This window comes from Thalassotalea hakodatensis (assembly GCF_030295995.1).
Taxonomy (GTDB): domain Bacteria; phylum Pseudomonadota; class Gammaproteobacteria; order Enterobacterales; family Alteromonadaceae; genus Thalassotalea_C; species Thalassotalea_C hakodatensis.
Window position 1 is genome coordinate 2,491,138 of record NZ_AP027365.1, and the last position, 25,708, is coordinate 2,516,845.

Here is a 25,708-nt window from a genome sequence, read left to right on the forward strand (position 1 = left end):
CACATGCTTGCATTAAAAGCAGCACTAAACGATATGCTGATAGATTAGCGTTTGTTCTGGTGTGCTTTCTGAAATAGATACAGCATCAAGGTAACCTTGACTAGCTATCGCAAGCTCTTGTTTGTTATTAGCATGACAACGAGCAATCACATCGCCTGCGCAAACTTTAGCACCTAAAGGTTTGATAGCATTAAAACCTACACTATGATCAATTTTCTGACCATTTGCAGTGCGCCCACCTTTCATTCCTACCACTTGCATACCTATTTTACGGGTATTCATTTCACTAATGTAGCCACTTTTATCTGCCACAATATCACCGACCTGTTCGGCCTTTTGCATTGTTTTCCATGGGTTTTCGATAAAGTCAGTGGGACCACCCAACTGTGAAATCATACGATCAAATCGTTCTGCAGCTTGTCCTGAAGACAGCGCTTTATTGACTAAGACTTCAGCTGTACCTTTATCCTGTGTAACACCAGCGCTTATCAACATTGAACACGCAAGTTCGACAGTTACGCCATGTAATCTGGGACAACGACTTTTACCGGTTAAATAATCCACAGTCTCAATCATCTCTAACGCATTACCTGCCGAAAAACCTAACACTTGGTTCATGTCAGTGATAATAGCTTGTGTGCGCACACCTGCACCATTGGCAACACTAACAATAGACTTGGCGAGCGCTTGTGCTCCAGCTAAATCTGTCATCATGGCACCATTACCCACTTTAATATCCATCACTAATGAATCTAAACCGGCAGCCAATTTTTTGGATAAAATAGAAGCAGTGATCAATGGAATGGACTCGACAGTAGAGGTAACATCACGAATAGCATAGAGTCTTTTATCAGCTGGCGCTAAACGATCTGTTTGAGTAATAATCGCCATATTATTCTGTTTTACGAACTGCTTAAAATGTTCAACACTAGGCTGTACATCAACACCTGAAATACTTTCAAGCTTATCAGAAGTACCGCCGGTATGGCCCAAGCCTCTCCCTGCAATCATAGGTACATAAACACCACATGAAGCTACAATGGCTGCCAACATAAAGCTCACTTTATCTCCGACGCCACCTGTTGAGTGTTTATCAACTATTGGACCATCTAGTTCTGGCCATGACAAAACATCACCTGAACGCATCATATTATCTGTTAATGCAATCACCTCTTCTGTGACCATACCTTGTTGAAAGATCGCCATCGCCATCGCACCAACCTGGGCATCATTAAAAGTATTGTCGACTAAACCTGTCGCAAAAGCGTTTATTTGAGCATTATTAAGCGATTTTCCATCGCGTTTAAGACGTATTATTTCCTGTGGTAGCATGTTTAAAGTCCTTAGATTAAGTCTTTCGATAAAAAGGCATCGGGTAACAGATCCGCCACCGACCAGTGTTTTTGTTGATTCAAGTGGTTCACTGAGGTAACTTTTCCATCCTCAGGCATGAACTCTGCTATCACTTGTCTACACGCACCACAAGGAGGCGTGAGCTTCTCTTGCTCGGTATAAACAACAAGATGCTCAAACGTTTGATTACCCATTACTACCGCATTCGCGATGCAATTGCGTTCAGCACACACACCTAAACCATATGAAGCGTTCTCAACATTACAGCCATTGAATATTTGCTGATCTTTGGTCATTAAGCTTGCTCCTACCTGAAATTGACTATAGGGCGCGTATGCATTCTTGTAGGCAACTTTTGCCGCACTCACTAACGCATCAATGTTTTCAATTTTGTTGTTCTCTTGCATGTGCAACCTTAAAAATAAATTAACCATTTGGTCAGGTTTTTATCTTAACGAATTCCATAAAAAAAGCCAACAGATTATCTGTTGGCTTTTTAGAAAGAGTTAACTCATTTTAGAAGTCGTATTTAACCCCTAAGCGAATTTCCCATAAAGACTGCGTTAGGAATGTTGTCTGTTCTGCATTAGTCGGGAAGAACTCGTTAAACGAGTATGTTCCGTCATCATTAATTTCAGCTTGAACAACATTTTGCGCTGTAAAGTTACCTACCTTTTTCACACCCCAATCATCATTTAGCATATTACCTAAGTTTTTAACAACCATGAAAACTCTTGCTTTATGATCTTTCGAAAAACCTGGTAATTGTTGGTCAATTCTGAAATCTAAACGTGTGTGCCATGAAGCATTGTGCGAATTACGAGAAACAATTTCGCCTCGTTCAAACCCTTTATCGTCAATAAATGCATTAAATGCATCTATGTCAAAGTCATCGCCATAAGTAACGTTTGGATCATTTTCAAGTGGAACATATAATAAATGACGTCTGCTCTCATATTCAGTCGCACCAACAGATAGTTCATCAAAGCTATATGACATAGCACGACCTTGCGTACGAGAACCGAATAATGTAAACGCTGTTTTGTATCCATCAAAGATTTCAGTTGAATAACGTAAATTCAAGGTAAATCTATGTGGTGTTTCATAATTAGACGTCGCTAAAGCAGGATTTTGTGCATCCGATGTTGCAAAATTAGTGAAGTTAGAATAAGACACTGCACTTGTCATCGGTGATACATCTTCTGCTTTGTTAAATGCATAACCAAATTGCATATCTAAGCCAAAATCGTATTCTTTCTTAACACCAAATGAAACCGTAGTTGTTTTACCATCTTGATCAGCATTGGTTAACACTAAGTCACTTTTACGGAAGTTACGAGTAATATCACTGCCATTATCGCGTTGACCAACAACAAAGTAATCATAAACCGCACGCCCATCGAATAACTCTTCGCGATTTTCATTATCCCAGCTTGCCGCATGAATTAATGCGCCATCTTGCTGTTTTGTTAACAATAAGTCTGCTTGGAAAACATATTCATTATCTGTGATGTATGTTAAGCCTACGTTATATTTCCATTCTGTAGGAATTTTGAAGTTAGGATCTACCGCATTCACTGAAGGTTCATTACCTAATGACGGATCATTTTCAGCAACTTCATCAACCATATCTTGTAACGGGTTATAGATAGGCTCGCCTGAACCACTAATACCTGCTATTGGCGTTCCATCAGGGTTAAGTAAGTTAACGTCACCACGATAGGTATCTATGTTGGTCACACCGTCATTTGAGTAAGAGTTAGATAACCAAACGTTGGGATTACCACCTGAATATAGACCTATACCACCACGTAATTCTAGGTTTTCATCAATTGCGTAGTTAAAACCAAAGCGCGGTTGGAAAATACTCTCACCATCAAAGGTATGATCATTTCTATAACCATATCTGTCGTGAAAAACAGCATTGTAACGTGGCTTATCATCACTTGTGTACCAATCGTAACGCACACCGAATACTAAGGTTAAATCTATGTCATCAAAGATGTATTCATCTTGAATATATGCTGTATGTGTTTGATATTCAAAATTTGCAGCCGCATCATCTGGGTTATTAGTACCCGCAGAATTATTGTAATAAACATCATCGGCTAAACCCGCTTCAAAGTCGTCGATACCGGTAGCATCACCTAAAATGTTTCTACCATAATCACCACCAAAACGATATTCACCAATGGTATGTTGCATAAATACATTAAAGATTTCTAAGTTTTCATATTCGTAACCACCTGAAATTTTATGGTTACCAAAAAAATACGTACCCGAGAACTTTAACGTTTGGCTTTCCCAGTTCATCTTGTTTGTTTGACGAGAATCATCAGGGCCTAAGAAAATCGTTGCACCATTATGTGAAATTTGAACTTCACCAAAACCGCTGTCTGCGTCAATTGAATTCTGGCGATTTAATAACTTAGAGTTGCCGATACGAAGTTCAGTCGAAAAGTCGTCATTCCAATCTGAATATAATGAAGCAACAAAAGAGTTTAACTTTGCGCCAACTTCATAGAAATGATTAGAGAATGTTACTGAATTATTACGTTCATCAGATTGGTCTAATCTAAAGCCGTCATTGTAGTTATATACAAATGATGCACGGTGATCTTCATTAATATTCCAATCAAGTTTCAATAAGACCTTTTCATCTTCTACAGGCATCGAAGCAGGCATTCCACCTGGATCGTAGTTATATACATCTTTTGAAATTTGTACTACACGATCAATTTCAGCTTGAGAATAAATACCGTTAGTTAATGCATCATATTGGAAGATTTGTGCACCTTCTAACTTGTCGTAGGCAGCATAGAAGAATAGTTTGTCTTGTAATAAAGGAAAGCCAACATCAAAACCATAGCGCTTCTCTGTATAGTCACCAGTGTCAATGTCATCCCCTTCAATTTTATCACCACGAAGAGAATCACTTGAGTAATCATAAAAAACACTTCCGTGTAATTCATTGGTGCCTGACTTAGTCACCCCATTGATGTTACAGCCTGTAAAACCACCAAAACGCACATCAAAAGGCGCAATTTCAACCGTTACTTGATCTAGAGAGCTAAATGAAAATGGCATTCTAACCGTAGGATAACCATTAAAATTCAAACCGAAACTGTCGTTCATGCGAACGCCGTCAACAGTTAAACTACTATACCGTGGGTTACTACCACCACAAATGATCGCTTCTTCACCGTCACTTTCTTCGATATTAATACGAGGATCAATACGCACTAAATCTTTAATATCACGATCCGCTGAGGCAGCAAACTCTAAATCTTCTAGATTAAAATTTGATGCTGGGCTCGTAGAGCCTAATTCAGCAGCAGTTAACTGACGACCTGTAACTTCGATTGTTTCAATTGCTTCTTTTTGCAATTGAAGATTCAAATCTAATGGTTCACCTAATTGTACATATACGTCAGTTATCACGCGATCCTGAAATTTATCAGAATCTAAAGTAAGAGTATAAGGTCCACCGACTCTTAAACCTTGTGCATTAAATAAACCAGAAGCATTAACTACGGCTGTTTTAACTGTTCCAGAAGGTGTATGTAAAATAGTGATTGTTGTACCAGCAGCAGGGTTGCCTGCAGGACCGATAATTTGACCTTTAATTGTCGATGTTGTTGTATTAGCAAGAGCAGATGTTGACAGCCCGAGTGCTAATACTATCGCACTAGTGACACTTGAGAGGCATTGGGTTTTCATGTTGTTAATTTCCCTTGGTGTATGTTTTATTTTATTAGTCATACATTTTGTTGACCAGTTGTTCAAAAAGCACAACAAAGATGTACGGTTCAAAGTCTTTATTTATTATAAATTAGAGCAGACTTTTTTTACACTTTTATTACACTATTTCACAAACATGATAAATACAAGTTAAAAAACAATTAAACATCAGCGTTAAAAAACCGACCACAAAAATAAAAACACATATAAAACAAATGGTTAAACATTCATTACTCTAATGGCATTTATTTTGATTTTTTCTCTATTTTAATATGATTTTTTTCTAAAGAATCGACACCTTATAATATAACCATTTAGTCAAGATATTAATAAGTAGCAATATAAACAAATAAAAACAATGAGTTACATATTAAAACTTAAATAACCAAATAATCATATAATATTTCATTCACAATACTAATTATTCATTTCATATCGAATAACTTAGCTTTTGTAAAAGTCTCTTTATAAGCGTTATAATCATCACTTTATTAACGCTATTTATTGCGCTAAAGGCGAACTACCGCATTGTGATTGCATGCAGAATACAATCTCTGCTAGTGTAAGCAACATTAAAATAGTCGACCGATTAGACAACCATAATAATAAGTAAACATATGACTGATACTTCAAACAAAAAGCAAGGAAAGATCCGCATCAAAAGCGAGCAAAAAATATTAATTGCTGCGCAAGATGAATTCATAACCCATGGCTATAAAGGTGCTACCGTTCAATCAATAGCAGACCAAGCCGGATTGCCAAAAGCAAACGTATTGTATTATTTTAAAAATAAAGAAAATATTTACCATGCGGTATTAGAACAAACATTAGACATGTGGGATGAAGGAATTGGTGATATTATTTATGAAGATGGCCCAAAAGTCGCCATCGAAAAGTTTGTTGCTGCTAAAGTTAACATGTCATTTAAAGCGCCTAAAGCGTCTAAAATATATGCCATGGAGATTATTCAAGGCGCACAACATTTAAAAGAATTTGCTCGAACATATCTAAGAAAGTGGGTTAGAGAAAAATCAAAAGTGTTTCAACAGTGGATTAACGAAGGAAGGATGACAGAAGTAGACCCTGTCAACTTAATTTTCTTAATTTGGTCAACAACGCAACACTATGCTGATTTTGAAACACAAATTCTGACGATAATGAACCGTGCAGATTATGAGGAAGAGGATATAGAGCATGTTACGCAGTTTCTAACAGGCTTTATTTTAAAAGGACTAGGAATAAAATAAACATGAAACTACTTATTACAATTACAGGCTTTTTACTGCTAATGTCTACTCACGTTCAAGCGAAAAAACCGATACGCGTTGCAACCTTTAATGTCAGTATGGAAGCGTTAAATTATATTCAACAAAACGATAACAGCAAGGTCACAGGTACAGAACTTCTTGATGCAATGAAAAATGAGCATCAACAAATCAAAAATATTGCCGAAATTATTCAACGTGTGAACCCTGATATATTATTAATCAATGAGATTGATAACCATAGAAATGTTGGCCGAGAAGCCATGCTAACATTCATGGATAACTTTTTATCGGTTGGTCAAAATGGACAACAGCCGATCCATTATTCTTTTTCGTACCAATCGCCAGTAAACACAGGTGTTTTATTACCAGCAGATGCTAATGGTGATGGAAAAATAACACACCCTAGCGACACTCACGGTTTTGGATATTTTCCAGGACAATATTCAATGGCGATAATGTCGCGCTACCCCATTGATGCTCAATATATTAGAACCTTTCAGAAATTTAAATGGAGTGATATGCCTGGCGCATTAAAGCCAGTAGACCCTAAAACTGGAGAAGATTACTACTCTAAAGAAGTATGGCAAGCATTAAGGTTATCTTCTAAAACCCATTGGGATATACCTATTCGAATATACGATACCACATTACACGTACTCGCCAGTCACCCTACTCCACCAGTATTTGATGGACCAGAAGATAGAAATGGTAAACGTAATCACGATGAAATACGATTTTGGCATGATTATATAACACCAGGTAAAAGTGATTATATCTATGATGACAACAAAAAATCTGGTGGCTTAAATAAAGGCGATTTGTTCGTGATTGCTGGAGATTTAAATGCATCCCCAGTTGAAGGCGATGCTATCAATAGCAGTATAAGTGCACTCATTGATCATCCTAATGTTCAAGATCCTAAACCAAGTAGTAATGCAGCGTCACAACACTCACCAGACAACAAACATGCCGCTAATCATACGGCCTATTGGCGTATGAGAGCAGACTATTTATTACCTTCTAAGCATGGCTTTAAAGTGGTTGATTCAGGTGTTTTTTGGCCAGAAAAAAATGATGACAATTACCGGTTAATAGAGTCTAGAAAGGCGTCTTCAGATCATCGTTTAGTCTGGATTGATATTTTATTAACCGATTATTAATTTTATGGAAAAGCAAATGAAAAAACTGTTAATCTCTCTTGCCGTTGCTTCAATCACTTTAGGTTGTAATACGACAAGTGAAGCCACCAAACAACCTGTAACAAAAACCCCCACTACTAATGTGATTATGATTGTTGCAGATGGCATGGGCCCGGCCTTCCCTACAGCATACCGTTATTATGCCGACACCCCATCAACACCCAATATAGAGCAAACTGTTTTTGACAAACACCTTGTTGGCATGAGCAGCACCTATCCAGCCCAGGAATCTGGCCGAGTTACTGACTCTGCAGCAAGTGCAACGGCCCTAGCAGCGGGTGTGAAAACATATAATTCAGCCATTAGTGTTGATGTCAACAAACAGCCCGTTGAAACGGTATTACAACGCGCCAAAGCATTAGGTAAAAAAACGGGTGTGGTCGTAACTTCACAAGTTAATCATGCTACACCAGCGGCATACATCACTCACAATGAAAGCCGAAAAAACTATAATGCCATTGCTGATAGCTATATTGATAATGGTATACAAGTCGATGTGTTACTCGGTGGTGGTTGGCAGTATTTCATTCGAGATGATAGAAATTTAGTGAATGAGTTCAAACAAGCAGGTTTTGATTATATCGACAACTTCGAACTACTTTCGCAAACAAATACAAACAATAAACTACTTGGTTTATTCGCAGATGTTGGTTTACCTCCAGCCTTAGATAATGGCGGAGGTAAATTATTAGAAATGACGAAAACCGCGTTGTCTCATTTAGAAAACCCTAATGGCTTTTTTATGCTAGTTGAAGCAAGCCAAGTTGATTGGGCTGGGCACAGCAACGATATAAATAGTGCAATGGCTGAAATGCACGATTTAGCACAAACATTAGCGTATTTAGAAAGTTATGTTGATTCTAATCCAAATACACAAGTAATTTTAACTGCAGATCATAGCACTGGTGGCTTAACATTAGCGGCTAAAGGTGAATACCGATGGTCACCTGAAATGCTACGAGAGATGAAAACATCAACGTCTGCTGCCGCTCAAGTTCTGGCTGATAGTGAAATTTCAAAAACAAGCCTAAGTGCTGCACTAGCAAATATAACACTAGAAGACGAAGATGTTACAAACGTTATTGAAGCGAAAGAAAAAGCGTTATCTAAGCTACAAGCATATTTACAGTTAACCCCTGAGCAACAAAAGAAGCAACGTAAACCAAGTGTTAAGTATGCGCTGTATCGCGCATTAAATAGCATTATTGATCGCAAAACGAATACAGGCTGGACAACCTCCGGTCATACAGCGGTAGATGTACCTGTTTACGCCATTGGTGCCCAAAGTGCTATTTTTGAAGGATTAATAGATAACACTGATATTGCGAAGGGTGTGTTTACCTTGATTGAAAATAACTAGGGTTAATGAATTACTGTTAAACTAATCGCATTAAACACAAACGCGAAGTTCTTCACGAATAAAAGCCAGCAAATTCAATTGCTGGCTTTTTTACGCAAGTTTTATCAAGCACACTTGAGTTCATCGGTTTAAAGTAGCTAAAAATCATTCAGGATTGTCAATGTCGCAATATTCTATAAAGATACAAACGCTGATTAACTATATTGAAGAAAACCTCGCGGAGTCTCTTACCCTTTCAGAGTTAAGTAAGCAATCGGCTATTTCAAGTTTTCATCTTCATCGATTATTTAGCGCCCAAGTAAAACAACCACTTCGTCAGTACGTGCAAACAAGACGATTGATTCGTGCTGCTCATCAAGTGTATTTACGCGATCAAGATATTACCGACATTGCTTTTGATGCCGGCTATCAATCTTTAGAGGCGTTTAGTAGAGCATTTAAAAAGAAGTTTAAACAATCTCCTCGTGATTTTCGATTAACACCAAACAATAAACCATGGCTTATTACGCCAGCATTAGCTAAAGAGGAAGCTAACATGATCCATTATAATAATAATGACGTATCAATTATTGATTTTCCACGTACCTGTGTTGCCACCTACCGACATCAAGGCGATCCCGCAAACATAATGGCCAGTGTGCAACATTTTATTCAATGGCGAAGAGCACATCACACACCTCCTGATCAGTCTAAAACTTTTAATTTACTTTACAGTGATCCAGAACAAGCTGAACCAAGTACATTCATTTTTGACATTTGCGCAGAAACTAAACATGAACTTTCAAATGAACAATATCAAATTTTCAGCCAAATAATTCCTAAAATGAAATGTGCAAAATTACCTTATCAAGGGCCCGACCAAGGGCTAGCAACCGCACTTAACTTTCTCTACAGTGATTGGTTAAACCATAATGATGAAACTCTTGCTGACTTTCCCTGTATCATTGAACGATTAACCATGTACCCTGATGTCGCGCCACATCAAGCAACATTAAATATCTATTTGCCGCTACAATAACGAAATAACACCGTCAATATTGCAAAAAAAACCGATAAACAAGGTTTATCGGTTTTTTAACAGCTGAACCTAGCAAATATTACTTATGTTCTACCGCGATAATTTCATATTCAACCAAACCAGATGGCGTGGTAATTTCAACCTCAGAATCAACCGTTTTACCAATTAGCCCGCGAGCAATCGGTGAATTTACTGAAATGCGATTATTTTTAATATCGGCTTCATCATCACCTACAATTTGGTAAGTCATTTCTTCTTCTGTATCTATGTTTAAAAGCGTTACTGTAACACCAAAAATCACTTTACCATTATTAGGAATTTTAGTTACGTCAATAACTTGTGCGTTACCAAGTTTACCTTCGATATCTTGAATGCGCCCTTCACAAAAGCCCTGCTGTTCACGGGCTGCATGATATTCTGCATTTTCCTTTAAATCACCGTGTTCACGAGCTTCAGCAATTGCCTCAATGATTTCAGGGCGCTTTTCTGATTTCAAATAGTTCAATTCATCACGCAAGGCTTCAGCACCTTTAAGCGTCATAGGGTATTGATTCATTATTTCCTTTTCCTAAAAGATAAAGGTGGTCAAAGCCACCTTTATATCAAACTTTATTACCAATAATGACTAGCTTAACAGAACTGTCATCATTCGACAAAGAATACTCTACGTTAGCCTTTAGCGCATAACGCATGTAATTCCTGAATAGAGTTAACCGTTTTAAGTGCATCTGCTGCATGTGCTTGGCATGATGCATAAGCGGCATTCAATGTCGTAGTATAAGGTACTTTATAACGTAATGCCCCACCTCGCAATACTTTAGAGTCTTCAATGGCTTTACGCCCTTCTGTCGTATTAATGATGTAGTTATATTCGCTATTTTTAATTCTATCAAGAATATGTGGGCGACCTTCATGTACCTTATTGACAAGACGACACGGTACATTGGCTTCACCTAACACAACAGCAGTGCCGTGCGTAGCATCTATTTCATAGCCAAGTTCCACCATTTTTCTACCCAGTTCAACAACACGTTCTTTGTCGCTGTTTCTGACAGAAATAAGCGCTCTACCTGATTTAGGCACCGATACACCAGCACCAAGGTTAGCTTTAGCGTATGCATCTTCAAACGTTTTACCTACGCCCATTACTTCACCTGTAGAACGCATTTCAGGACCTACAAGAGGGTCACTACCATGGAACTTATTAAACGGGATAACCACTTCTTTTACAGAGAAATAAGGTGGAATGACTTCTTCGGTAATACCAAGCTCAGCCAGTTTTTTACCTGCCATTACTCGTGCACCAATTTTTGCTAAAGGAACTGACGTTGCTTTAGAAACAAACGGCACAGTACGTGCTGCACGCGGGTTAACTTCAATGAGGTAAACCTGACCATCCTTCACTGCCATCTGAGTATTCATTAAGCCAACAACACCTAATTCAAAGGCAAGATCTGATACTTGCTTACGCATAACATCTTGTACTTCTTGGTTCAAGCTATACGCAGGTAATGAACATGCGGAATCACCAGAGTGAACACCTGCTTGTTCGATGTGTTGCATAATACCGCCAACAACAACACTTTCGCCATCACATAACACATCAATATCAACTTCAATCGCATCATCTAAAAAGTGATCAAGCAATACTGGCGCTTCATTGGAAACACTTACCGCTTCGTTCATATAACGGCGTAAGTCTTCTAGGTCGTATACAATTTCCATTGCACGGCCACCTAAAACATATGATGGACGAACCACTAAAGGAAACCCGATCGCTTCTGCTTTTACAAGCGCTTCTTCTACAGAAGTAACCGTTGCATTCTCAGGTTGTAATAACTCTAAACGCTCAACCGCTTGTTGAAAACGTTCTCTATCCTCTGCACGGTCAATAGCATCAGGGGAAGTACCAATAATCGGAACACCTGCAGCTTCTAACGCTCGTGCTAATTTCAACGGTGTTTGACCGCCATATTGCACAATAACGCCGACAGGCTTTTCAACACGTACAATTTCTAATACGTCTTCAAAAGTAATCGGTTCAAAGTACAAACGATCTGACGTATCATAATCGGTAGACACTGTTTCAGGGTTACAGTTAACCATTATTGTTTCATAACCGTCTTCACGCAATGCTAATGCAGCATGTACACAACAGTAGTCAAACTCTATACCTTGACCAATGCGGTTAGGACCACCACCTAAAATAATAATTTTCTTATTATCAGTAGGCGCAGATTCACACTCTTCATCATAGCTTGAATACATATAGGCAGTGTCTGATTTAAACTCTGCTGCACAAGTATCAACACGCTTGTAAACAGGGAATATTTCAGCACTATGACGTTTTTTACGTATCTCAGTTTCACTAACACCAATTAATGATGCTAAGCGTAAGTCCGCAAACCCTTTACGTTTCAATTGACGTAAGTACTCAGGTGTTAGCCCCGCCATACCATTTTCTGCAACATTTTGTTCTTCAAGTACAATATCTTCAATTTGCACAAGGAACCAACGATCAATTTTGGTCAACCGGAAGACATCATCAACCGAAAGACCTAAACGGAATGCATCAGCAACGTACCAAATTCGATCAGCACCGGCTTCTTGAAGCTCATGCATAATCTTTGTTTTTGCACCCGGTTGAGTGACATCAACTTGTGGGTCAAAACCAGAAGCACCAACTTCTAAACCACGCAATGCTTTTTGCATCGATTCTTGTTGGTTACGGCCAATTGCCATGACTTCACCCACAGACTTCATTTGCGTGGTCAAGCGATCTTCAGAACCAGCAAATTTTTCAAAGTTAAAACGTGGGATTTTAGTCACAACGTAATCAATGGTAGGTTCGAATGATGCTGGCGTTGCACCACCGGTAATATCATTTGAAAGTTCATCAAGGGTATAACCAACAGCCAGCTTGGCAGCAATTTTAGCAATTGGGAAACCTGTCGCTTTAGATGCTAGTGCCGACGAACGTGAAACACGCGGGTTCATCTCAATAATAACCATTCGGCCAGTATCTGGGCAAACGCCAAACTGTACGTTTGAACCACCCGTTTCAACACCAATTTCACGCAATACCGCCAAAGAAGCGTTACGCATTATTTGGTATTCTTTATCCGTTAGCGTTTGAGCAGGTGCAACCGTGATTGAATCACCCGTATGAATACCCATTGGGTCAAAGTTTTCAATAGAACAGATGATAATACAGTTATCATTTTTATCGCGAACCACTTCCATTTCATATTCTTTCCAACCAATTAATGATTCATCAATTAATAATTCGTTGGTAGGTGAAAGATCTAAGCCTCGTGTACAAATGGTTTCAAATTCTTCTTGGTTATAAGCAATACCACCGCCTGTACCACCCATAGTAAACGAAGGACGAATGATACAAGGAAAACCGATGCGTTTAGCGGTTGCTTTAGCTTCTTCCATTGAGTGAACAATTTCAGCACGCGGCGTTTCAAGGCCGATACTTTTCATTGCTTTGTCGAAACGACTACGATCTTCGGCTTTGTCTATCGCATCAGCTGTTGCACCAATCATTTCAACATCAAATTCTTTTAGAACACCATTCGCTTCTAATTCTAGCGCGCAGTTTAATGCCGTTTGGCCACCCATTGTTGGTAGCACAGCATCAGGGCGTTCTTTTTCAATGATATTACGTACAACTTCCCAATGAATAGGCTCAATATACGTTGCATCGGCCATGTCAGGATCTGTCATGATCGTTGCAGGGTTAGAGTTCACTAAAATAACTCGAAAACCTTCTTCACGCAAAGCTTTACATGCTTGAGCGCCTGAATAGTCAAACTCACAGGCTTGACCGATTACAATAGGACCAGCACCTAAGATTAGGATACTTTTTATGTCATTACGTTTTGGCATAGTGTTTAAATCTCCACAATCTTATGAGTTACGAGCGTTGATAAGTTCAATAAAGTGATCAAATAACGGTGCTGCATCGTGGGGGCCTGGGCTTGCTTCAGGGTGCCCTTGAAAACTAAATGCAGGCTTGTCAGTACGGTGTATACCTTGTAGAGAACCATCAAATAATGACTTGTGCGTTATTTTTAAATTTTCAGGTAAATTCTCTTCGTCGACAGCGAAACCATGATTTTGCGAAGTGATCATCACAACATTACGATCAAAATCTTTTACTGGATGGTTTGCACCATGATGACCAAATTTCATTTTGGTTGTTTTTGCACCACTGGCTAAACCAAGTAGCTGATGACCTAAACAAATACCAAAAATTGGCATATCGGTTGTAAGAAAAGCGTTAATAGCCTTAATCGCATAATCACAGGGTTCAGGGTCGCCAGGGCCATTTGATAGAAATATTCCATCAGGTTTAAGGGCTAGTACTTCTTCGGCAGTTGTTTGCGCAGGCACTACTGTAAGTTTACAGCCTCTGTCCACTAACATACGTAAAATGTTACGTTTCGCACCAAAATCATAGGCAACTACGTGAAAGTCAAACTTTTCAGGTGTTACATGACCTGTACCTAATTGCCAACTTCCTTCTGTCCATTGGTAAGATTCTTTAACAGAAACCACTTTCGCTAAATCCATTCCTTTTAAGCCAGGAAATGCTTTTGCTTTTGCTAAAGCAGTTGCTTCATCAATGTTTTCACCAGCAACGATGCAACCATTTTGAGCACCTTTTTCTCGTAATATACGTGTTAATTTACGTGTATCGATATCGGCAATACCAACGATATTATTACGAATAAGGTATTCAGTAAGCGTTTCTTCGTTTCTGAAGTTACTAGCAAGTAATGGTAAATCCCGAATAACAAGGCCTTTAGCCCAAATAGTCTCAGACTCTTCGTCTTCTTTATTTGTGCCTGTGTTGCCAATATGGGGATAAGTGAGGGTAATAATTTGTTCTGCGTACGAGGGATCAGTTAATATTTCTTGGTAACCAGTCATTGAAGTATTAAATACTACTTCACCAACGGCGGCCCCTTCTGCACCAATAGCGGTGCCCTTAAATGTTGTGCCGTCTTCTAGCACTAAAATTGCAGATTTAGTCAATTTAACCTCCGAAAAGAAGAAATAAATCTTAATATTTTACACCATCAAAACATGGTGATATTAAGCGCGAAAGTTGCTTTATTAATCTGCCAATCAATTCACAAAAAACAAATTTTTGACAAATTCCGCGCATTCTACGCTGATTTAATAATAACGTCCAGTTAAAAATGTAAAAAGTAGCCTTTAGCCGCGAAATTGTATCTAAAGGGTTAAAAAGTACATTTTACTTAGTTAATACTTAACAATAAACTAGGCCTAAACGTCTTTTAACCCTAGTACATCCTGCATGTCATAAAAACCGGGTTTTGCTGTGTTAAGCCATGTAGCTGCACGCATTGCACCTAAAGCAAAAGTCATGCGTGTGGTTGCTTTATGCGTAATTTCTAATCGTTCACCCAAATCAGCAAAAAAAGCAGTATGCTCACCAACAATGTCACCCGCTCTGACGGTAGCAAAGCCAATAGTATCTTGTTTCCGTTCGTCGCTTATACCTTCTCGGCCATAAACAGCAACTTTATTAAGATCACGCCCCAAGGTATCTGCAATGACTTGGCCCATTTTCATTGCCGTTCCTGACGGAGCATCTTTTTTAAACCGGTGGTGTGCCTCAAAAATTTCAATATCGGTAAAATCACCAACCGCTTTGGCCGCCATTTCTAATAGTTTGAATAGAACATTCACCCCTACACTGGTATTTGGCGCTAAAATTACCGGAATATCTCGGGCATATTCTTTTACTTTCTCTACTTGCTCATCACTAAATCCTGTAGTACCAATGACTATCGCTTTATTATGTTGTTGGCACCAAGCTAAATGCTCAAAGGTTGACTCAATAGAAGTAAAGTCGATAAACACATCAGCAGCAAGTAATGATGAAAGTTCAGTCGTTGCCTTTACGTCTATCTTACCTATGCCAGCTAATTCGCCTAAATCAACTTGAGAAAAAGAAGAGCTTGCTCTAACCGTGCCACCAACCAACAAGGTTTGTTGATGTTCTACTGCAGCCTGTATTAAGTTTCTACCCATTCGACCGCTGCTTCCCAAAACAGCTACGTTAACATTCATAGTATTGTTCATTTCCAAAGTCTAAATATTATCAAAATTAATAGTTGTGCTAAGATGCTTTAACTCACTAAGATCATGTGATATCACATGACGAATTGTTGCCTTCCCCTGAGCAGTCAATTCTATATGATAAAAAGCACAAAATTCTGCAAACGTTTGTTGGTTCTGGTCAATAAATTGCCAATGCAAACAAACTAATGCAAGTTCAGTGTTTATGGTATCAAAACTGCCATACGGCACCTTTATTTCTGCCACATTAGCAACAGATAACTGAGAAAATATTTCAAGCAGAGTGCATTCTAATTGTGCATCATCAACGATATATTGCATTTCTTCGGGTGTAGTTAACGTGCAAGGCGTTTGATAGCAACTTGCTACCTCAGCAAGGTTTTGCTGAATAAAGCCGGCAAGATAACGTTTAAACAATGCGTTTATGTCTGCTGCAACTAACATTATATTGATCCCATAAAAAAGCCGGGAACACCCGGCTTATCGTTTTGTTTAATTAGCTGATGATGTCTAATAACTCAACATCAAACACTAAAGCAGCGTATGGAGGTATTGCTCCTTGAGAGCCTCTTTCGCCATAAGCTAGGTTATAAGGTACATGTAAACGCCATTTAGAACCTACTGGCATTAATTGTAGTGCTTCAGTCCAACCTTGAATGACGCCACCAACAGGAAACTCCGCAGGTTGACCTCTATCATAAGAGCTATCAAAAACATCACCGTTAATGAATGTACCGTGGTAATGCGTACGTACTGTACTTTGAGCTGTTGGTTTTTCCCCTTCACCTTCAGTGATCACTTCATATTGAAGACCAGACTCTAAAACAACAACGTCATCACGCTTAGCGTTTTCTACTAAATAAGCTTCGCCTTCAGCAGCTTTTACTTTTGCTTCTTCTTGTTCTTGTTCTTGTAGTTTTTTTGAAACAACGGAAAAGGCTTCATTTAAATCAGCTTCAGATACTTGGCTATCTGCAGCTGCCATTGCGTCAGCTAAACCCGCTTGAACGGCAGTAACATCAAAATCTTTAAAAGGGTTGTTGCGAAGTTGATCACCCAGTTGACGGCCTACACCGTAGCTTACGCGTTGTTCAATAGTTTCAAATAATTTATCAGACATAATATTCACTTTTTTAGCTACCTACCTTTTACAGTAGATATGGATAGAAAATTCGCGCTAGGATAGCACAAACCATTGTATGTCTGTAGTCACAATCGGGCTCATTTTGTTATTTATTATAATTAAACCAAGCACCACGCTTTATAGCAGGATTGACGCCATATTCGATTAATTATTTGCTCGGCCTAAAATATTTGCACAGAAAAGTCATAGACATTTAGAAAAAAAACTTTATTGTTGGCAATAATAAAAATTATTCTTTTGAAATATTCCAATGACAGATCAATCCGCAACAACTGCGCCTACTAAGAACTTATTTAGCCTGTTTCCATTTGCTGTTTTTCTCAGTATATTTTTAGGTACTGGTATCGTGTTAACCATGCAAGGAGTTGAATTTGCGTTTTATCAACTTCCTGCGAGCATCGCTATTATTCCAGCCATCATTATTGCAATTTTTATGGGTAGGCAACCTATCAGTGAACAGATAGGACAGTTTATTAATGGTGCAGGCCACCCGAACATTATTACCATGTGTTTCATTTATTTGTTAGCAGGGGCATTCGCCGTTGTTGCCAAAGCGACTGGAAGTGTTGACGCGAGTGTTCAACTTGGCCTTTCCTTATTTCCAGATTTTTTACTTTTACCGGGTTTATTTTTAGTTGCCGCTTTTATCTCTACTGCTATGGGCACATCAATGGGCACTATCGCTGCAATTGCCCCTATAGCACTAGGCTTGGTTGAAGCTTCTGATGTCGATAGTAGTGTCATTGCAGGGGTGATTATATCGGGCGCTATCTTTGGTGATAACTTGTCTATTATCTCTGATACAACAATTGCATCGACCCGATCTCAGGGGGCGAAAATGAAAGACAAGTTTAAAGTGAACTTCACCTTTGCTGTACCCGCTGCCATATTATGTATTATTTTATTTGCCAGTATGGGCGTTACTATGCCTACTATTGCCGCAAGTGAAACAAATATCATTGGTCTTCTTCCTTATATCGCCATCCTTATACTGGCGCTACTTGGCGTCAATGTATTTATCGTTTTAGTCATAGGTATTGTTTTAGCTGCTGGTGTCGGGATGTGGCAAACAGGTTACGCTTTATCAACCTGGATAAATGATATCAATCAAGGGTTCGCCAATATGCAAGATTTATTCATATTAGCGCTATTCATTGGTGGTTTAAGTGAATTAATCAAACGACAAGGTGGCTTAGCGGCATTAACAGACCTTGTAGAACGTATTGCAAGACGTATTTATCGTAATAATAACAAACGGGCAGCTGGCTTTGGCATTGCTTGTTTAGCTTTCATTTGTAACTTTTTTACCGCAAACAATACCGTATCTATAATTGTTACAGGCGAGACCGCTAAAGAGCTCGCAGAAGATGGCGCGTTGTCACCTGCACATTCTGCTAGTATTTTAGATATATTTGCTTGCATTAACCAAGGCTTATTACCATATGGCGCTCAAGCATTACTGCTTGGAACAACATTGCAATTATCACCATTAGCAGTGGTGTCACATGCCTACTACCCAATGATTTTACTATTTGTAGCAAGCTTTGCATTTTGGCGAGTGACAAAGAAGTAACAGCGTAGCTTACAAAAAACAGTTATTTCTTTAATAAAGTTTTGACATAAAAAAGGCCAGTTTTACTGGCCTTTTAACGTTAAGTTATCGTTCAATTAATAAATGTCACGAAATGATAATGCCGCTTCCATCACGGGGAAAATACGCGTTAAGGTTTCTTGGTCTAACACGTTGCCTTGATCATCTATAATCGTCACTGTTGTTTTACTATCATCTTCTATCGATTCAAGTACAAACTGATATTGTTGGTCAGACAACTCAAGCACAGGCACGTCATCACCCCATAGTTTGTCCCATAAACCAACATCTGGCTTAACAAAGTCAACATAATATATTTTTTTAGACTCATTAAGATCAGTAACAGTAAAGCCATAATCTTCAAAGAAAATAGGCATATTCGGCCATAATGAGTCTAATGCCATCTCAACAATATATGCTGGCTGTCCCTGTGAATTCTCACCCGTAGAGACCAACTTTTGATTAGCGCGCATCAAACGATTTTCTTGTTGTTGTTTACGATACTGAAAATCAACTTGCGCAACAATCTCATTTAACATTGCCATTTCAGCACGTTCTTGATCCAGTAATGCCATTTTTTTCGAGGTACCTGATTGATCAGTACGCATATAATCAACTAACTTAACAGATAAAGCGACACTTCTACCATGGGGCTTCGTTTCAAATTGATAGCGAAACCTAAAACTCTCTGTTAACTCGACTTCCTCAAATAACCAAACTCCTGATTCTTTCTCACGGTTATACCACTGAGATTCGTAAATCAGGTTTTCTGCATCGATAACATCTAGGCCAACACCATCATCTTCAAGCTGAGTTTTTAACGCCTGATAGATAAAATCGAGCAACTCACGCTCTTCAAGCACTTGATCAAACCAAATTTTCGCATTATGCGTGGTTGATTCAACACGAGAAGAAGTGGCAACAGGCAATACCAAAGAAGGCGCTCTTACGTCAACTTCACGACCAATAGAACCCTGATGATTAATGTTATCTGGTACCTCAAAATTTTGCTTTTTTTTCGGTGCAGATAAATCTTTGGGAATTGATAATGTTTTTGCTTCCTTTATTTCGGCGTATTCAAAATCGCCGCTGGCTTGTTTTTTACTAACGTTACTACATCCTGCTACAGCTAATGCTACTAGCGAGAAACCAAAAAGCTTACGATTCATTCATACTCCCAACGTATTCACTATACATGTTTATCAATCTTATTAATGTAAGTGACAAGATAGACGCTTTGTTTAAGACAAAGTTCATTTATTATATGGATTAATTAAGGCTACATGGTACTTGTAGAGCTATGCAAACTCAAGAATTATTCTTGAGCATAACACTAAATAACTTGGATCTGTTCAACTTTAATTCATTGTAAAACAGGTTATTAAACGCGTTGACTTGTAGACCTAGTAGTGGCATCCACGCAATTATAAGTCATCGCATAAATCAGAAATATTGACGGGTGCACTATTGTTCAATTTTCGGTACAATGCTGCCCCCTTTTCAACTGACTATAGGTAAAAAATGTCATCACAGTATTTGGTACTAACTGTTATGGGACCTGATCGAACAGGTAGCGTTAGTAATTTAACAAAACTTGCGAGTGAATGTAGCTGTAATATTGTTGACAGTAAAATGGCAATTTTTGGCCTTGAATTTACCATGATCATGTTACTAAAAGGTAGTGCAAAAGCCATTAACCAACTTGAAAGCAAGTTGCCTGCTGTTGCTATCAAGCGTGATTTGATCACCATGATGAAACGCACCTCTGACTATAAACGGCAAGACTATACAGAACATTATCAAGTTGACTATGCTGGTATTGATCAGCCAGGTCTTTTAAAAGCTGTTACCGCTTTTTTTGCGACCCGAAGTATCGATATTTCTTCATTAAAATCAGAGATCGACCCTGAAACAAATCATATGAGTGCCATGGTGCACATCGCGCTTAATGAAAAAATGCCGATTGAAGAATTAGAGAAAGACTTTTTTGCATTATGTGAACAAATTGACGTTCAAGGCCGTATTAGAAAAGTCACACAACACTCTTTATAAATAGGAACATAATTATGAAAACATTAACCGTTGGTGAAACTGCTCCGCTGTTTTCTTTATTGAATGAAAATGAAGAAAGCATCAACTTAGCCGATTATATTGGTAAAAAGCAGGTGTTAGTATATTTTTATCCTAAAGCCATGACACCTGGTTGTACGGTACAAGCACAAAACTTAAGAGACAGTAAAGCAGCTCTTGAAGAACACAACACGGTTGTTTTTGGTATTAGCCCTGATGCCCCTAAAAAACTAAACAAGTTCTGCCAACGTGATGAATTAAATTTCACCTTACTTTCAGATGAAGATCATCAAGTTGCTGAAGAATTTGGTGTATGGGGATTAAAAAAATTCATGGGCCGTGAATATGATGGTATTCATCGTATTAGTTTTCTTATCGGACTAGATGGCAAAATTAAACATGTTTTTGATAAATTCAAAACCAAAAACCACCATGAAGTCGTTTTAGACGTTCTTGCAAGCTAACTTGACAGCTTACTAAAGTCTTTCAAATGAGGGCAGATATCTACTGCCCTTTTTAATGTGCTTCACACCTTATTGAGGCGTAGCAAACTCAGCACTTGGCCATGCATTTAGCACTGCTTTTACCAATGTTGCTAACGGAATAGCGAAAAACACTCCCCAAAATCCCCACATACCACCAAAAATGATCACGGCAATAATAATGGTAACAGGGTGCAAATTTACCGCTTCTGAAAACAATAACGGTACTAATAAATTACCATCTAATGCCTGTATGATGGCATAAGCAATCATGACATAGCCAAAGTCCGTCGTAACACCCCATTGAAAAAGTGCAACGACCATCACCGGAAAAGTCACTAACGTTGCGCCAACGTATGGCACTAATACTGACAGCCCCACTAACACACCCAACAATAATGAATAATTTAACCCTAAAATGGTGAATGTGATCGTTGATACTGCGCCAATAATGATTATTTCAATCACTTTACCGCGAATATAATTCATAATTTGTAGGTTCATTTCATCACCCACCTGAGATGCCATTCGACGTTCCTTGGGGAAAAACGACATAAAACTAGCAAATAATTCTTGTTTATCTTTAAGAAAGAAAAACACCATAATGGGTACAAGTATTAGGTAAATCATTAAGGCAACAACGTCTGAAATAGAGTTCAATGATGCTTGTAAAATCAACTGTCCCCAATCTATAAACTTTTCTTTCGTAAGCGTTAATACTGATTCAATTTGATCCGCTTTAATAAACTCAGGATACCTTTCAGGTAAAGTTAATAAATATTCTTGACCATGCGCCAACATCGCTGGTACTTCTTGTAATAAATTACTACTTTGTCGCCAAATAATCGGCATTAAGCCTAGCATGGTGACAAGCGTTATCCCGACAAACAAGCAGACAACAATCACGGAAGACCATTTGCGCGAAAGTCCTAAATGCGATAAGCGATTAACCGGTAAGTCCAAGAGAAAGGCAATCGCTATTGCAACTAAAATCGGCATTAATAAACCTGATAGAAAGTAAACAGCGATAAACGCAATCAATAAAATAACCACAAGTGTGACTGCTTGAGGATCAGAGAATTTTTTTTTGTACCATTGAGAGAAGAAAGAAAACATATACTCACTTACCTGTTGTTATACGAAGCTCCGTCACCTTAATGTTAAGCTGTGACTGCTGAAAATGATAACCTTTTTGTTGAAGAAACTTTGGAATATCCGATAAAGAACTAGGATCAGATATTTGAATAACACAAACATCGTGTTTTGTTAATTTTTTTAACAAAACACGCATCTTCACTAAAGGCAATGGACACTTGTCATTTGTGCCATCGTATTGATAAATCGTCAACGTTTAAACACCAAATCACACTTTCGTTTGATTATCTTATTTGCGACAATTGATTACAATAACATATATAATATATATTTAATTAACGATATGGTTTTGATGAATGAATGATGCGCCCTTTCCTTTCGACTTGAAAACAATCAATGCGAAGAAAAAGCAACTTGCTTGGGGAGATGTGCCGCCAATTTATCAGCTAACCAGTAATGCCTTAAGCGAATTAGAAAGTATACTAACACACGGGTTTGAAAGTGCTTACCGTCAAATATTGGATAGAAACAGCTGGAATTTGTCATTATTAAAAGCTTCTCAAAATGAAAAAGGCGACATTGTTGTCAAACATAAGCCTAAAATTGCATTGCAACATGTTTACACAAAACACGATTACGAATTGCATTGTTTTCCAGTGATGAATGGTGAAAAATTAGCGGTTAGTTTGCATAAACATCCTAGGTGCCCTTTTATTCATTGGGTACCTGAAACTATGCAAATGCTATTTCGTATTAATGCTATTGTGTCTTTTATCATTTTTTCATATAAAAAAGGTGATGAAGCTGACTTAGCGTTAATTCGTTTTGCTCATAACAAAACAATGGAGTTAATTGATATTTTAACGGAATCATTTGAGGTCGTTGACGTCATAGGTTATAACATTGCTCAATTTTGCCAAGAAATTGGGTACCGAAGCCAAGTAGAAAAATGAGCGCTAATTTGAATAAAATCATCTCTTCAATGAAATCATCTCGCAGTATTCATCGTTTCTGTATAAAACCGATTTTACATTCTGCCTTAATTTCTTATGCACTTTTTAGCGCGCATTTACACGCACAAGAAAATAATCGAAATGCGTTACCAGATATAGGCGCAGCAGGGATCAGTGTTCTATCTATCGAAAAAGAACGGCAGGTTGGCGATGCAATGATGCGTCAGTTGCGAGCTACGCAACCTATTGTTCATGATCCTATTCTGAATGAATACATCAACGACCTTGGTAATCGTATGGTGCGAAATGCCAACGACGTAAATTATAGCTTCAAGTTCTTTTTTCTAAACAATCATGAATTAAACGCCTTCGCCTTTTTTGGTGGTCATATCGGTATTCATACCGGTTTATTAGCCGCCGCAGATACAGAAAGTGAACTTGCATCTGTTGTGGCGCATGAAATATCTCACGTAACCCAGCGCCATTTAGCACGTAGAATTGAAACACAGCAACAAAACCAAACATTATCAACAGCAGGATTAATTTCAGGAGTGTTATTAACGCTCATTAACCCAACTGTCGGTATGGCTGCATTAAGTACCAGTATGGCGGCTTCACAACAAGCAGCAATTAACTATACTCGAGGTAACGAAAAAGAAGCGGATCGCGTAGGTATTAGATTGCTAGTAGATAGTGGTTTTGATCCAATGGGTGCACCTAATTTTTTTGGTAAAATGGCTGAAACATATCGTTATACGAGCAAGCCGCCTGCAATGTTACTCACTCATCCTTTACCTGAATCTCGTATTTCTGATGCACGCGTTAGAGCACAAAACTATAATACCCGTAACGTCAGACCTAGTTTAGCTTTCCACCTAGCAAAAGCACGAATAGAAGCGCGCTATCAAGGTGAAGCGAAGAATAATATTTTGACATTCAAAAAACGAATAAATAAAAAACAATATGCCTTCAAAGCCGCAGCTGAATATGCTCTCGCTGTCGCTTATTTTGAAAATAAAGAGTATGAGCAGTCACAACAAATATTGTTAGATTTACTCGCTGCTGATGAACATAATTTGTTTTATATTGATGTATTAACGGATATTTATATCAACACCAAAAATTTTGACGCTGCACTTGAAATGTTAAGCAAATTAAACAAGCTCATGCCAAATAACCAAGTTGTTGCACTTAATTATAGTAATGCGCTTATTGAAGCTGAAAAATACGCAGAAGCTGAAACACTTTTAGAAGACTATTTAATTTTACAACCTGACAGTTACATTGCCTACGATTTGTTAGTCACGGTTTACCGAAAACAAAAGAAAATGGCAATGATGCATGCAGCAAAAGCTGAAATCATTGCTTTATTAGGCGGCTTTTCACGTGCAGTTGATGAACTGCAAACAGGCTATAATTTCGCTGATGAGTCACCATTGATTAGAAAGCGCATTAAAGCCAGAATTTTACAATTTCAATCTCAAGAAGAAAAACTTAAACGCTTAAGCAAATAGGACAAATATGTTAACCATTTATCACAACCCAAGATGCTCAAAAAGCCGTCAAACATTGCAATTATTGGAAGAAAAAAATGCTGAAATCAACGTTATTGAGTATTTAAAAACACCACTTAATGAGTCAGAGATTCAAGGTTTAATGGCAAAATTAGGTGTTTCAGCCATTGGAATGATGCGAACAAAAGAAACTGAATTTAAAGAACAACATTTGAAAGATGCCGATGAACAAACATTAATAGCTGCCATGGCAAATACCCCTAAATTAATAGAACGCCCTATTGTCGTTAATCAAAACAAAGCAGTGATTGGTCGTCCTCCTGAAAATGTTTTAGCCATTTTATAAGTCACCATAGATGAAGCAGTACTTTTCAACCCAACAACATAAAAAAATAGCCCTAACAGGCTATTTTTCGTTATTAATTTATATACCACTCTGGTTATTATGGTTAAATCCTTCAGATGAACTTTCACCAACACTTAGCTTATTATTTTTTTGGCTCCCATTATTGTTTCCGCTTCGAGGATTACTGAAAGGAAACCCCTACACCTTTGCTTGGTCAAACTTTATTGTCATGTGGTACTTTCTACATGGCCTGACGACTCTTTGGGTATCAACCAGCGACTTTTGGTGGGCTATTATTGAACTAACCTTTGCCACTATGATGTTTATCTCTGGCACCTACTTTGCGAAATATCGCGGGCAAGAACTCGGTCTTAGTATTCGTAAGAAAAAAGATACAGATCAGGCTGATTAAATGAAACATTAGCTATTAACAGTATATTAACAAGTGTGTTAG

At 38.2% G+C, this 25,708-nt stretch carries 23 protein-coding genes; 11 read left to right on the forward strand and 12 right to left on the reverse strand.

The window, feature by feature from the left end:
* Positions 1-24: 24 nt before the first annotated feature.
* The 3 genes from deoA to QUE72_RS10945 form a co-directional block, all read right to left on the reverse strand.
* A complete protein-coding gene (deoA, locus tag QUE72_RS10935) occupies positions 25-1,332 on the reverse strand; it encodes a thymidine phosphorylase (RefSeq protein ID WP_286268996.1) in 1,308 nt (435 codons plus the stop codon).
* Between the two features lie 11 nt (positions 1,333-1,343).
* On the reverse strand, positions 1,344-1,760 hold the full coding sequence (gene cdd / locus QUE72_RS10940) for a cytidine deaminase (RefSeq protein ID WP_074496731.1): 417 nt from the start codon (positions 1,758-1,760) through the stop codon (positions 1,344-1,346).
* A 109-nt stretch (positions 1,761-1,869) separates the two neighbouring features.
* Complete coding sequence (locus QUE72_RS10945; RefSeq protein WP_286268998.1) at positions 1,870-5,073, reverse strand: TonB-dependent receptor; 3,204 nt, start codon at positions 5,071-5,073, stop codon at positions 1,870-1,872.
* 638 nt (positions 5,074-5,711) lie between these two features.
* Between QUE72_RS10945 and QUE72_RS10950 the strand changes: the two genes are divergently transcribed.
* The 4 genes from QUE72_RS10950 (at position 5,712) to QUE72_RS10965 (ending at position 9,939) form a co-directional block, all read left to right on the forward strand.
* Positions 5,712-6,341, forward strand: a complete 630-nt coding sequence (locus QUE72_RS10950) for a TetR/AcrR family transcriptional regulator (protein WP_074496678.1) — start codon at positions 5,712-5,714, stop codon at positions 6,339-6,341.
* A 2-nt stretch (positions 6,342-6,343) separates the two neighbouring features.
* On the forward strand, positions 6,344-7,522 hold the full coding sequence (locus QUE72_RS10955; protein WP_286268999.1) for an endonuclease/exonuclease/phosphatase family protein: 1,179 nt from the start codon (positions 6,344-6,346) through the stop codon (positions 7,520-7,522).
* A 16-nt stretch (positions 7,523-7,538) separates the two neighbouring features.
* A complete protein-coding gene (locus QUE72_RS10960; RefSeq protein WP_286269001.1) occupies positions 7,539-8,921 on the forward strand; it encodes an alkaline phosphatase in 1,383 nt (460 codons plus the stop codon).
* Between the two features lie 160 nt (positions 8,922-9,081).
* Complete coding sequence (locus QUE72_RS10965) at positions 9,082-9,939, forward strand: AraC family transcriptional regulator (RefSeq protein ID WP_286269002.1); 858 nt, start codon at positions 9,082-9,084, stop codon at positions 9,937-9,939.
* A 79-nt stretch (positions 9,940-10,018) separates the two neighbouring features.
* Here the strand turns inward: QUE72_RS10965 and greA are convergent, their stop codons facing one another.
* From greA to QUE72_RS10995, 6 genes are all read right to left on the reverse strand, one after another.
* Positions 10,019-10,495, reverse strand: coding sequence for a transcription elongation factor GreA (gene greA, locus QUE72_RS10970; RefSeq protein WP_074496682.1), 477 nt, complete (start codon positions 10,493-10,495; stop codon positions 10,019-10,021).
* 113 nt (positions 10,496-10,608) lie between these two features.
* A complete protein-coding gene (gene carB / locus QUE72_RS10975) occupies positions 10,609-13,833 on the reverse strand; it encodes a carbamoyl-phosphate synthase large subunit (protein WP_074496683.1) in 3,225 nt (1,074 codons plus the stop codon).
* Between the two features lie 21 nt (positions 13,834-13,854).
* A complete protein-coding gene (gene carA, locus QUE72_RS10980; RefSeq protein WP_286269006.1) occupies positions 13,855-14,985 on the reverse strand; it encodes a glutamine-hydrolyzing carbamoyl-phosphate synthase small subunit in 1,131 nt (376 codons plus the stop codon).
* A gap of 255 nt (positions 14,986-15,240) precedes the next feature.
* Positions 15,241-16,050, reverse strand: a complete 810-nt coding sequence (dapB, locus tag QUE72_RS10985) for a 4-hydroxy-tetrahydrodipicolinate reductase (protein WP_074496685.1) — start codon at positions 16,048-16,050, stop codon at positions 15,241-15,243.
* A 21-nt stretch (positions 16,051-16,071) separates the two neighbouring features.
* Entirely contained in the window at positions 16,072-16,503 is a 432-nt protein-coding gene (locus QUE72_RS10990) for a hypothetical protein (protein ID WP_286269008.1), read from the reverse strand.
* A 52-nt stretch (positions 16,504-16,555) separates the two neighbouring features.
* Positions 16,556-17,179, reverse strand: coding sequence for an FKBP-type peptidyl-prolyl cis-trans isomerase (locus QUE72_RS10995; protein ID WP_074496687.1), 624 nt, complete (start codon positions 17,177-17,179; stop codon positions 16,556-16,558).
* 274 nt (positions 17,180-17,453) lie between these two features.
* Between QUE72_RS10995 and QUE72_RS11000 the strand changes: the two genes are divergently transcribed.
* A complete protein-coding gene (locus QUE72_RS11000) occupies positions 17,454-18,776 on the forward strand; it encodes a Na+/H+ antiporter NhaC family protein (protein ID WP_286269009.1) in 1,323 nt (440 codons plus the stop codon).
* Positions 18,777-18,871: 95 nt separating this feature from the next.
* On the opposite strand, the gene bamC is transcribed toward QUE72_RS11000, so the two are convergent.
* On the reverse strand, positions 18,872-19,963 hold the full coding sequence (gene bamC / locus QUE72_RS11005; protein WP_286269011.1) for an outer membrane protein assembly factor BamC: 1,092 nt from the start codon (positions 19,961-19,963) through the stop codon (positions 18,872-18,874).
* 352 nt (positions 19,964-20,315) lie between these two features.
* On the opposite strand from bamC, the gene QUE72_RS11010 reads away from it, so the two are divergent.
* Together QUE72_RS11010 and bcp are read left to right on the forward strand one after the other, a co-directional pair.
* The gene (locus QUE72_RS11010; protein ID WP_074496690.1) at positions 20,316-20,846 is read left to right on the forward strand and encodes a glycine cleavage system protein R; all 531 of its coding nucleotides are present in this window, start codon (positions 20,316-20,318) and stop codon (positions 20,844-20,846) included.
* A 14-nt stretch (positions 20,847-20,860) separates the two neighbouring features.
* Positions 20,861-21,328, forward strand: coding sequence for a thioredoxin-dependent thiol peroxidase (gene bcp, locus QUE72_RS11015; RefSeq protein ID WP_074496691.1), 468 nt, complete (start codon positions 20,861-20,863; stop codon positions 21,326-21,328).
* A 69-nt stretch (positions 21,329-21,397) separates the two neighbouring features.
* Here bcp and QUE72_RS11020 read toward each other — a convergent pair whose 3' ends face one another.
* Both QUE72_RS11020 and QUE72_RS19010 read right to left on the reverse strand, forming a co-directional pair.
* The gene (locus QUE72_RS11020; protein ID WP_074496692.1) at positions 21,398-22,462 is read right to left on the reverse strand and encodes an AI-2E family transporter; all 1,065 of its coding nucleotides are present in this window, start codon (positions 22,460-22,462) and stop codon (positions 21,398-21,400) included.
* 4 nt (positions 22,463-22,466) lie between these two features.
* Entirely contained in the window at positions 22,467-22,694 is a 228-nt protein-coding gene (locus tag QUE72_RS19010) for a sulfurtransferase TusA family protein (RefSeq protein ID WP_139302564.1), read from the reverse strand.
* 103 nt (positions 22,695-22,797) lie between these two features.
* On the opposite strand from QUE72_RS19010, the gene QUE72_RS11025 reads away from it, so the two are divergent.
* Genes QUE72_RS11025 through QUE72_RS11040 form a run of 4 tightly spaced genes read left to right on the forward strand, consistent with a single transcriptional unit; the run spans position 22,798 to position 25,666 of the window.
* A complete protein-coding gene (locus QUE72_RS11025) occupies positions 22,798-23,394 on the forward strand; it encodes a hypothetical protein (protein WP_286269016.1) in 597 nt (198 codons plus the stop codon).
* Positions 23,391-24,908 carry a beta-barrel assembly-enhancing protease gene (gene bepA, locus QUE72_RS11030; protein ID WP_286269017.1) on the forward strand — a complete coding sequence of 506 codons (1,518 nt, stop codon included), beginning with the start codon at positions 23,391-23,393 and terminating at the stop codon, positions 24,906-24,908. The genes QUE72_RS11025 and bepA overlap by 4 nt, the downstream gene beginning before the upstream one ends.
* Positions 24,909-24,915: 7 nt before the next feature.
* Positions 24,916-25,254, forward strand: a complete 339-nt coding sequence (gene arsC, locus QUE72_RS11035) for an arsenate reductase (glutaredoxin) (RefSeq protein ID WP_286269018.1) — start codon at positions 24,916-24,918, stop codon at positions 25,252-25,254.
* A gap of 10 nt (positions 25,255-25,264) precedes the next feature.
* Positions 25,265-25,666: a DUF2069 domain-containing protein gene (locus QUE72_RS11040; RefSeq protein WP_074496698.1), complete on the forward strand. Its 402-nt coding sequence runs from the start codon at positions 25,265-25,267 to the stop codon at positions 25,664-25,666.
* Positions 25,667-25,708: the final 42 nt, after the last annotated feature.

Coding starts and splice junctions, on each gene's coding strand:
- deoA (WP_286268996.1), bottom strand. CDS start 1,332: ATGCTACCACAGGAAATAATACGTCTTAAACGCGATGGAAAATCGCTT.
- cdd (WP_074496731.1), bottom strand. CDS start 1,760: ATGCAAGAGAACAACAAAATTGAAAACATTGATGCGTTAGTGAGTGCG.
- QUE72_RS10945 (WP_286268998.1), bottom strand. CDS start 5,073: ATGAAAACCCAATGCCTCTCAAGTGTCACTAGTGCGATAGTATTAGCA.
- QUE72_RS10950 (WP_074496678.1), top strand. CDS start 5,712: ATGACTGATACTTCAAACAAAAAGCAAGGAAAGATCCGCATCAAAAGC.
- QUE72_RS10955 (WP_286268999.1), top strand. CDS start 6,344: ATGAAACTACTTATTACAATTACAGGCTTTTTACTGCTAATGTCTACT.
- QUE72_RS10960 (WP_286269001.1), top strand. CDS start 7,539: ATGAAAAAACTGTTAATCTCTCTTGCCGTTGCTTCAATCACTTTAGGT.
- QUE72_RS10965 (WP_286269002.1), top strand. CDS start 9,082: ATGTCGCAATATTCTATAAAGATACAAACGCTGATTAACTATATTGAA.
- greA (WP_074496682.1), bottom strand. CDS start 10,495: ATGAATCAATACCCTATGACGCTTAAAGGTGCTGAAGCCTTGCGTGAT.
- carB (WP_074496683.1), bottom strand. CDS start 13,833: ATGCCAAAACGTAATGACATAAAAAGTATCCTAATCTTAGGTGCTGGT.
- dapB (WP_074496685.1), bottom strand. CDS start 16,050: ATGAATGTTAACGTAGCTGTTTTGGGAAGCAGCGGTCGAATGGGTAGA.
- QUE72_RS10990 (WP_286269008.1), bottom strand. CDS start 16,503: ATGTTAGTTGCAGCAGACATAAACGCATTGTTTAAACGTTATCTTGCC.
- QUE72_RS10995 (WP_074496687.1), bottom strand. CDS start 17,179: ATGTCTGATAAATTATTTGAAACTATTGAACAACGCGTAAGCTACGGT.
- QUE72_RS11000 (WP_286269009.1), top strand. CDS start 17,454: ATGACAGATCAATCCGCAACAACTGCGCCTACTAAGAACTTATTTAGC.
- bamC (WP_286269011.1), bottom strand. CDS start 19,963: ATGAATCGTAAGCTTTTTGGTTTCTCGCTAGTAGCATTAGCTGTAGCA.
- QUE72_RS11010 (WP_074496690.1), top strand. CDS start 20,316: ATGTCATCACAGTATTTGGTACTAACTGTTATGGGACCTGATCGAACA.
- bcp (WP_074496691.1), top strand. CDS start 20,861: ATGAAAACATTAACCGTTGGTGAAACTGCTCCGCTGTTTTCTTTATTG.
- QUE72_RS11020 (WP_074496692.1), bottom strand. CDS start 22,462: ATGTTTTCTTTCTTCTCTCAATGGTACAAAAAAAAATTCTCTGATCCT.
- QUE72_RS11025 (WP_286269016.1), top strand. CDS start 22,798: ATGAATGATGCGCCCTTTCCTTTCGACTTGAAAACAATCAATGCGAAG.
- bepA (WP_286269017.1), top strand. CDS start 23,391: ATGAGCGCTAATTTGAATAAAATCATCTCTTCAATGAAATCATCTCGC.
- arsC (WP_286269018.1), top strand. CDS start 24,916: ATGTTAACCATTTATCACAACCCAAGATGCTCAAAAAGCCGTCAAACA.
- QUE72_RS11040 (WP_074496698.1), top strand. CDS start 25,265: ATGAAGCAGTACTTTTCAACCCAACAACATAAAAAAATAGCCCTAACA.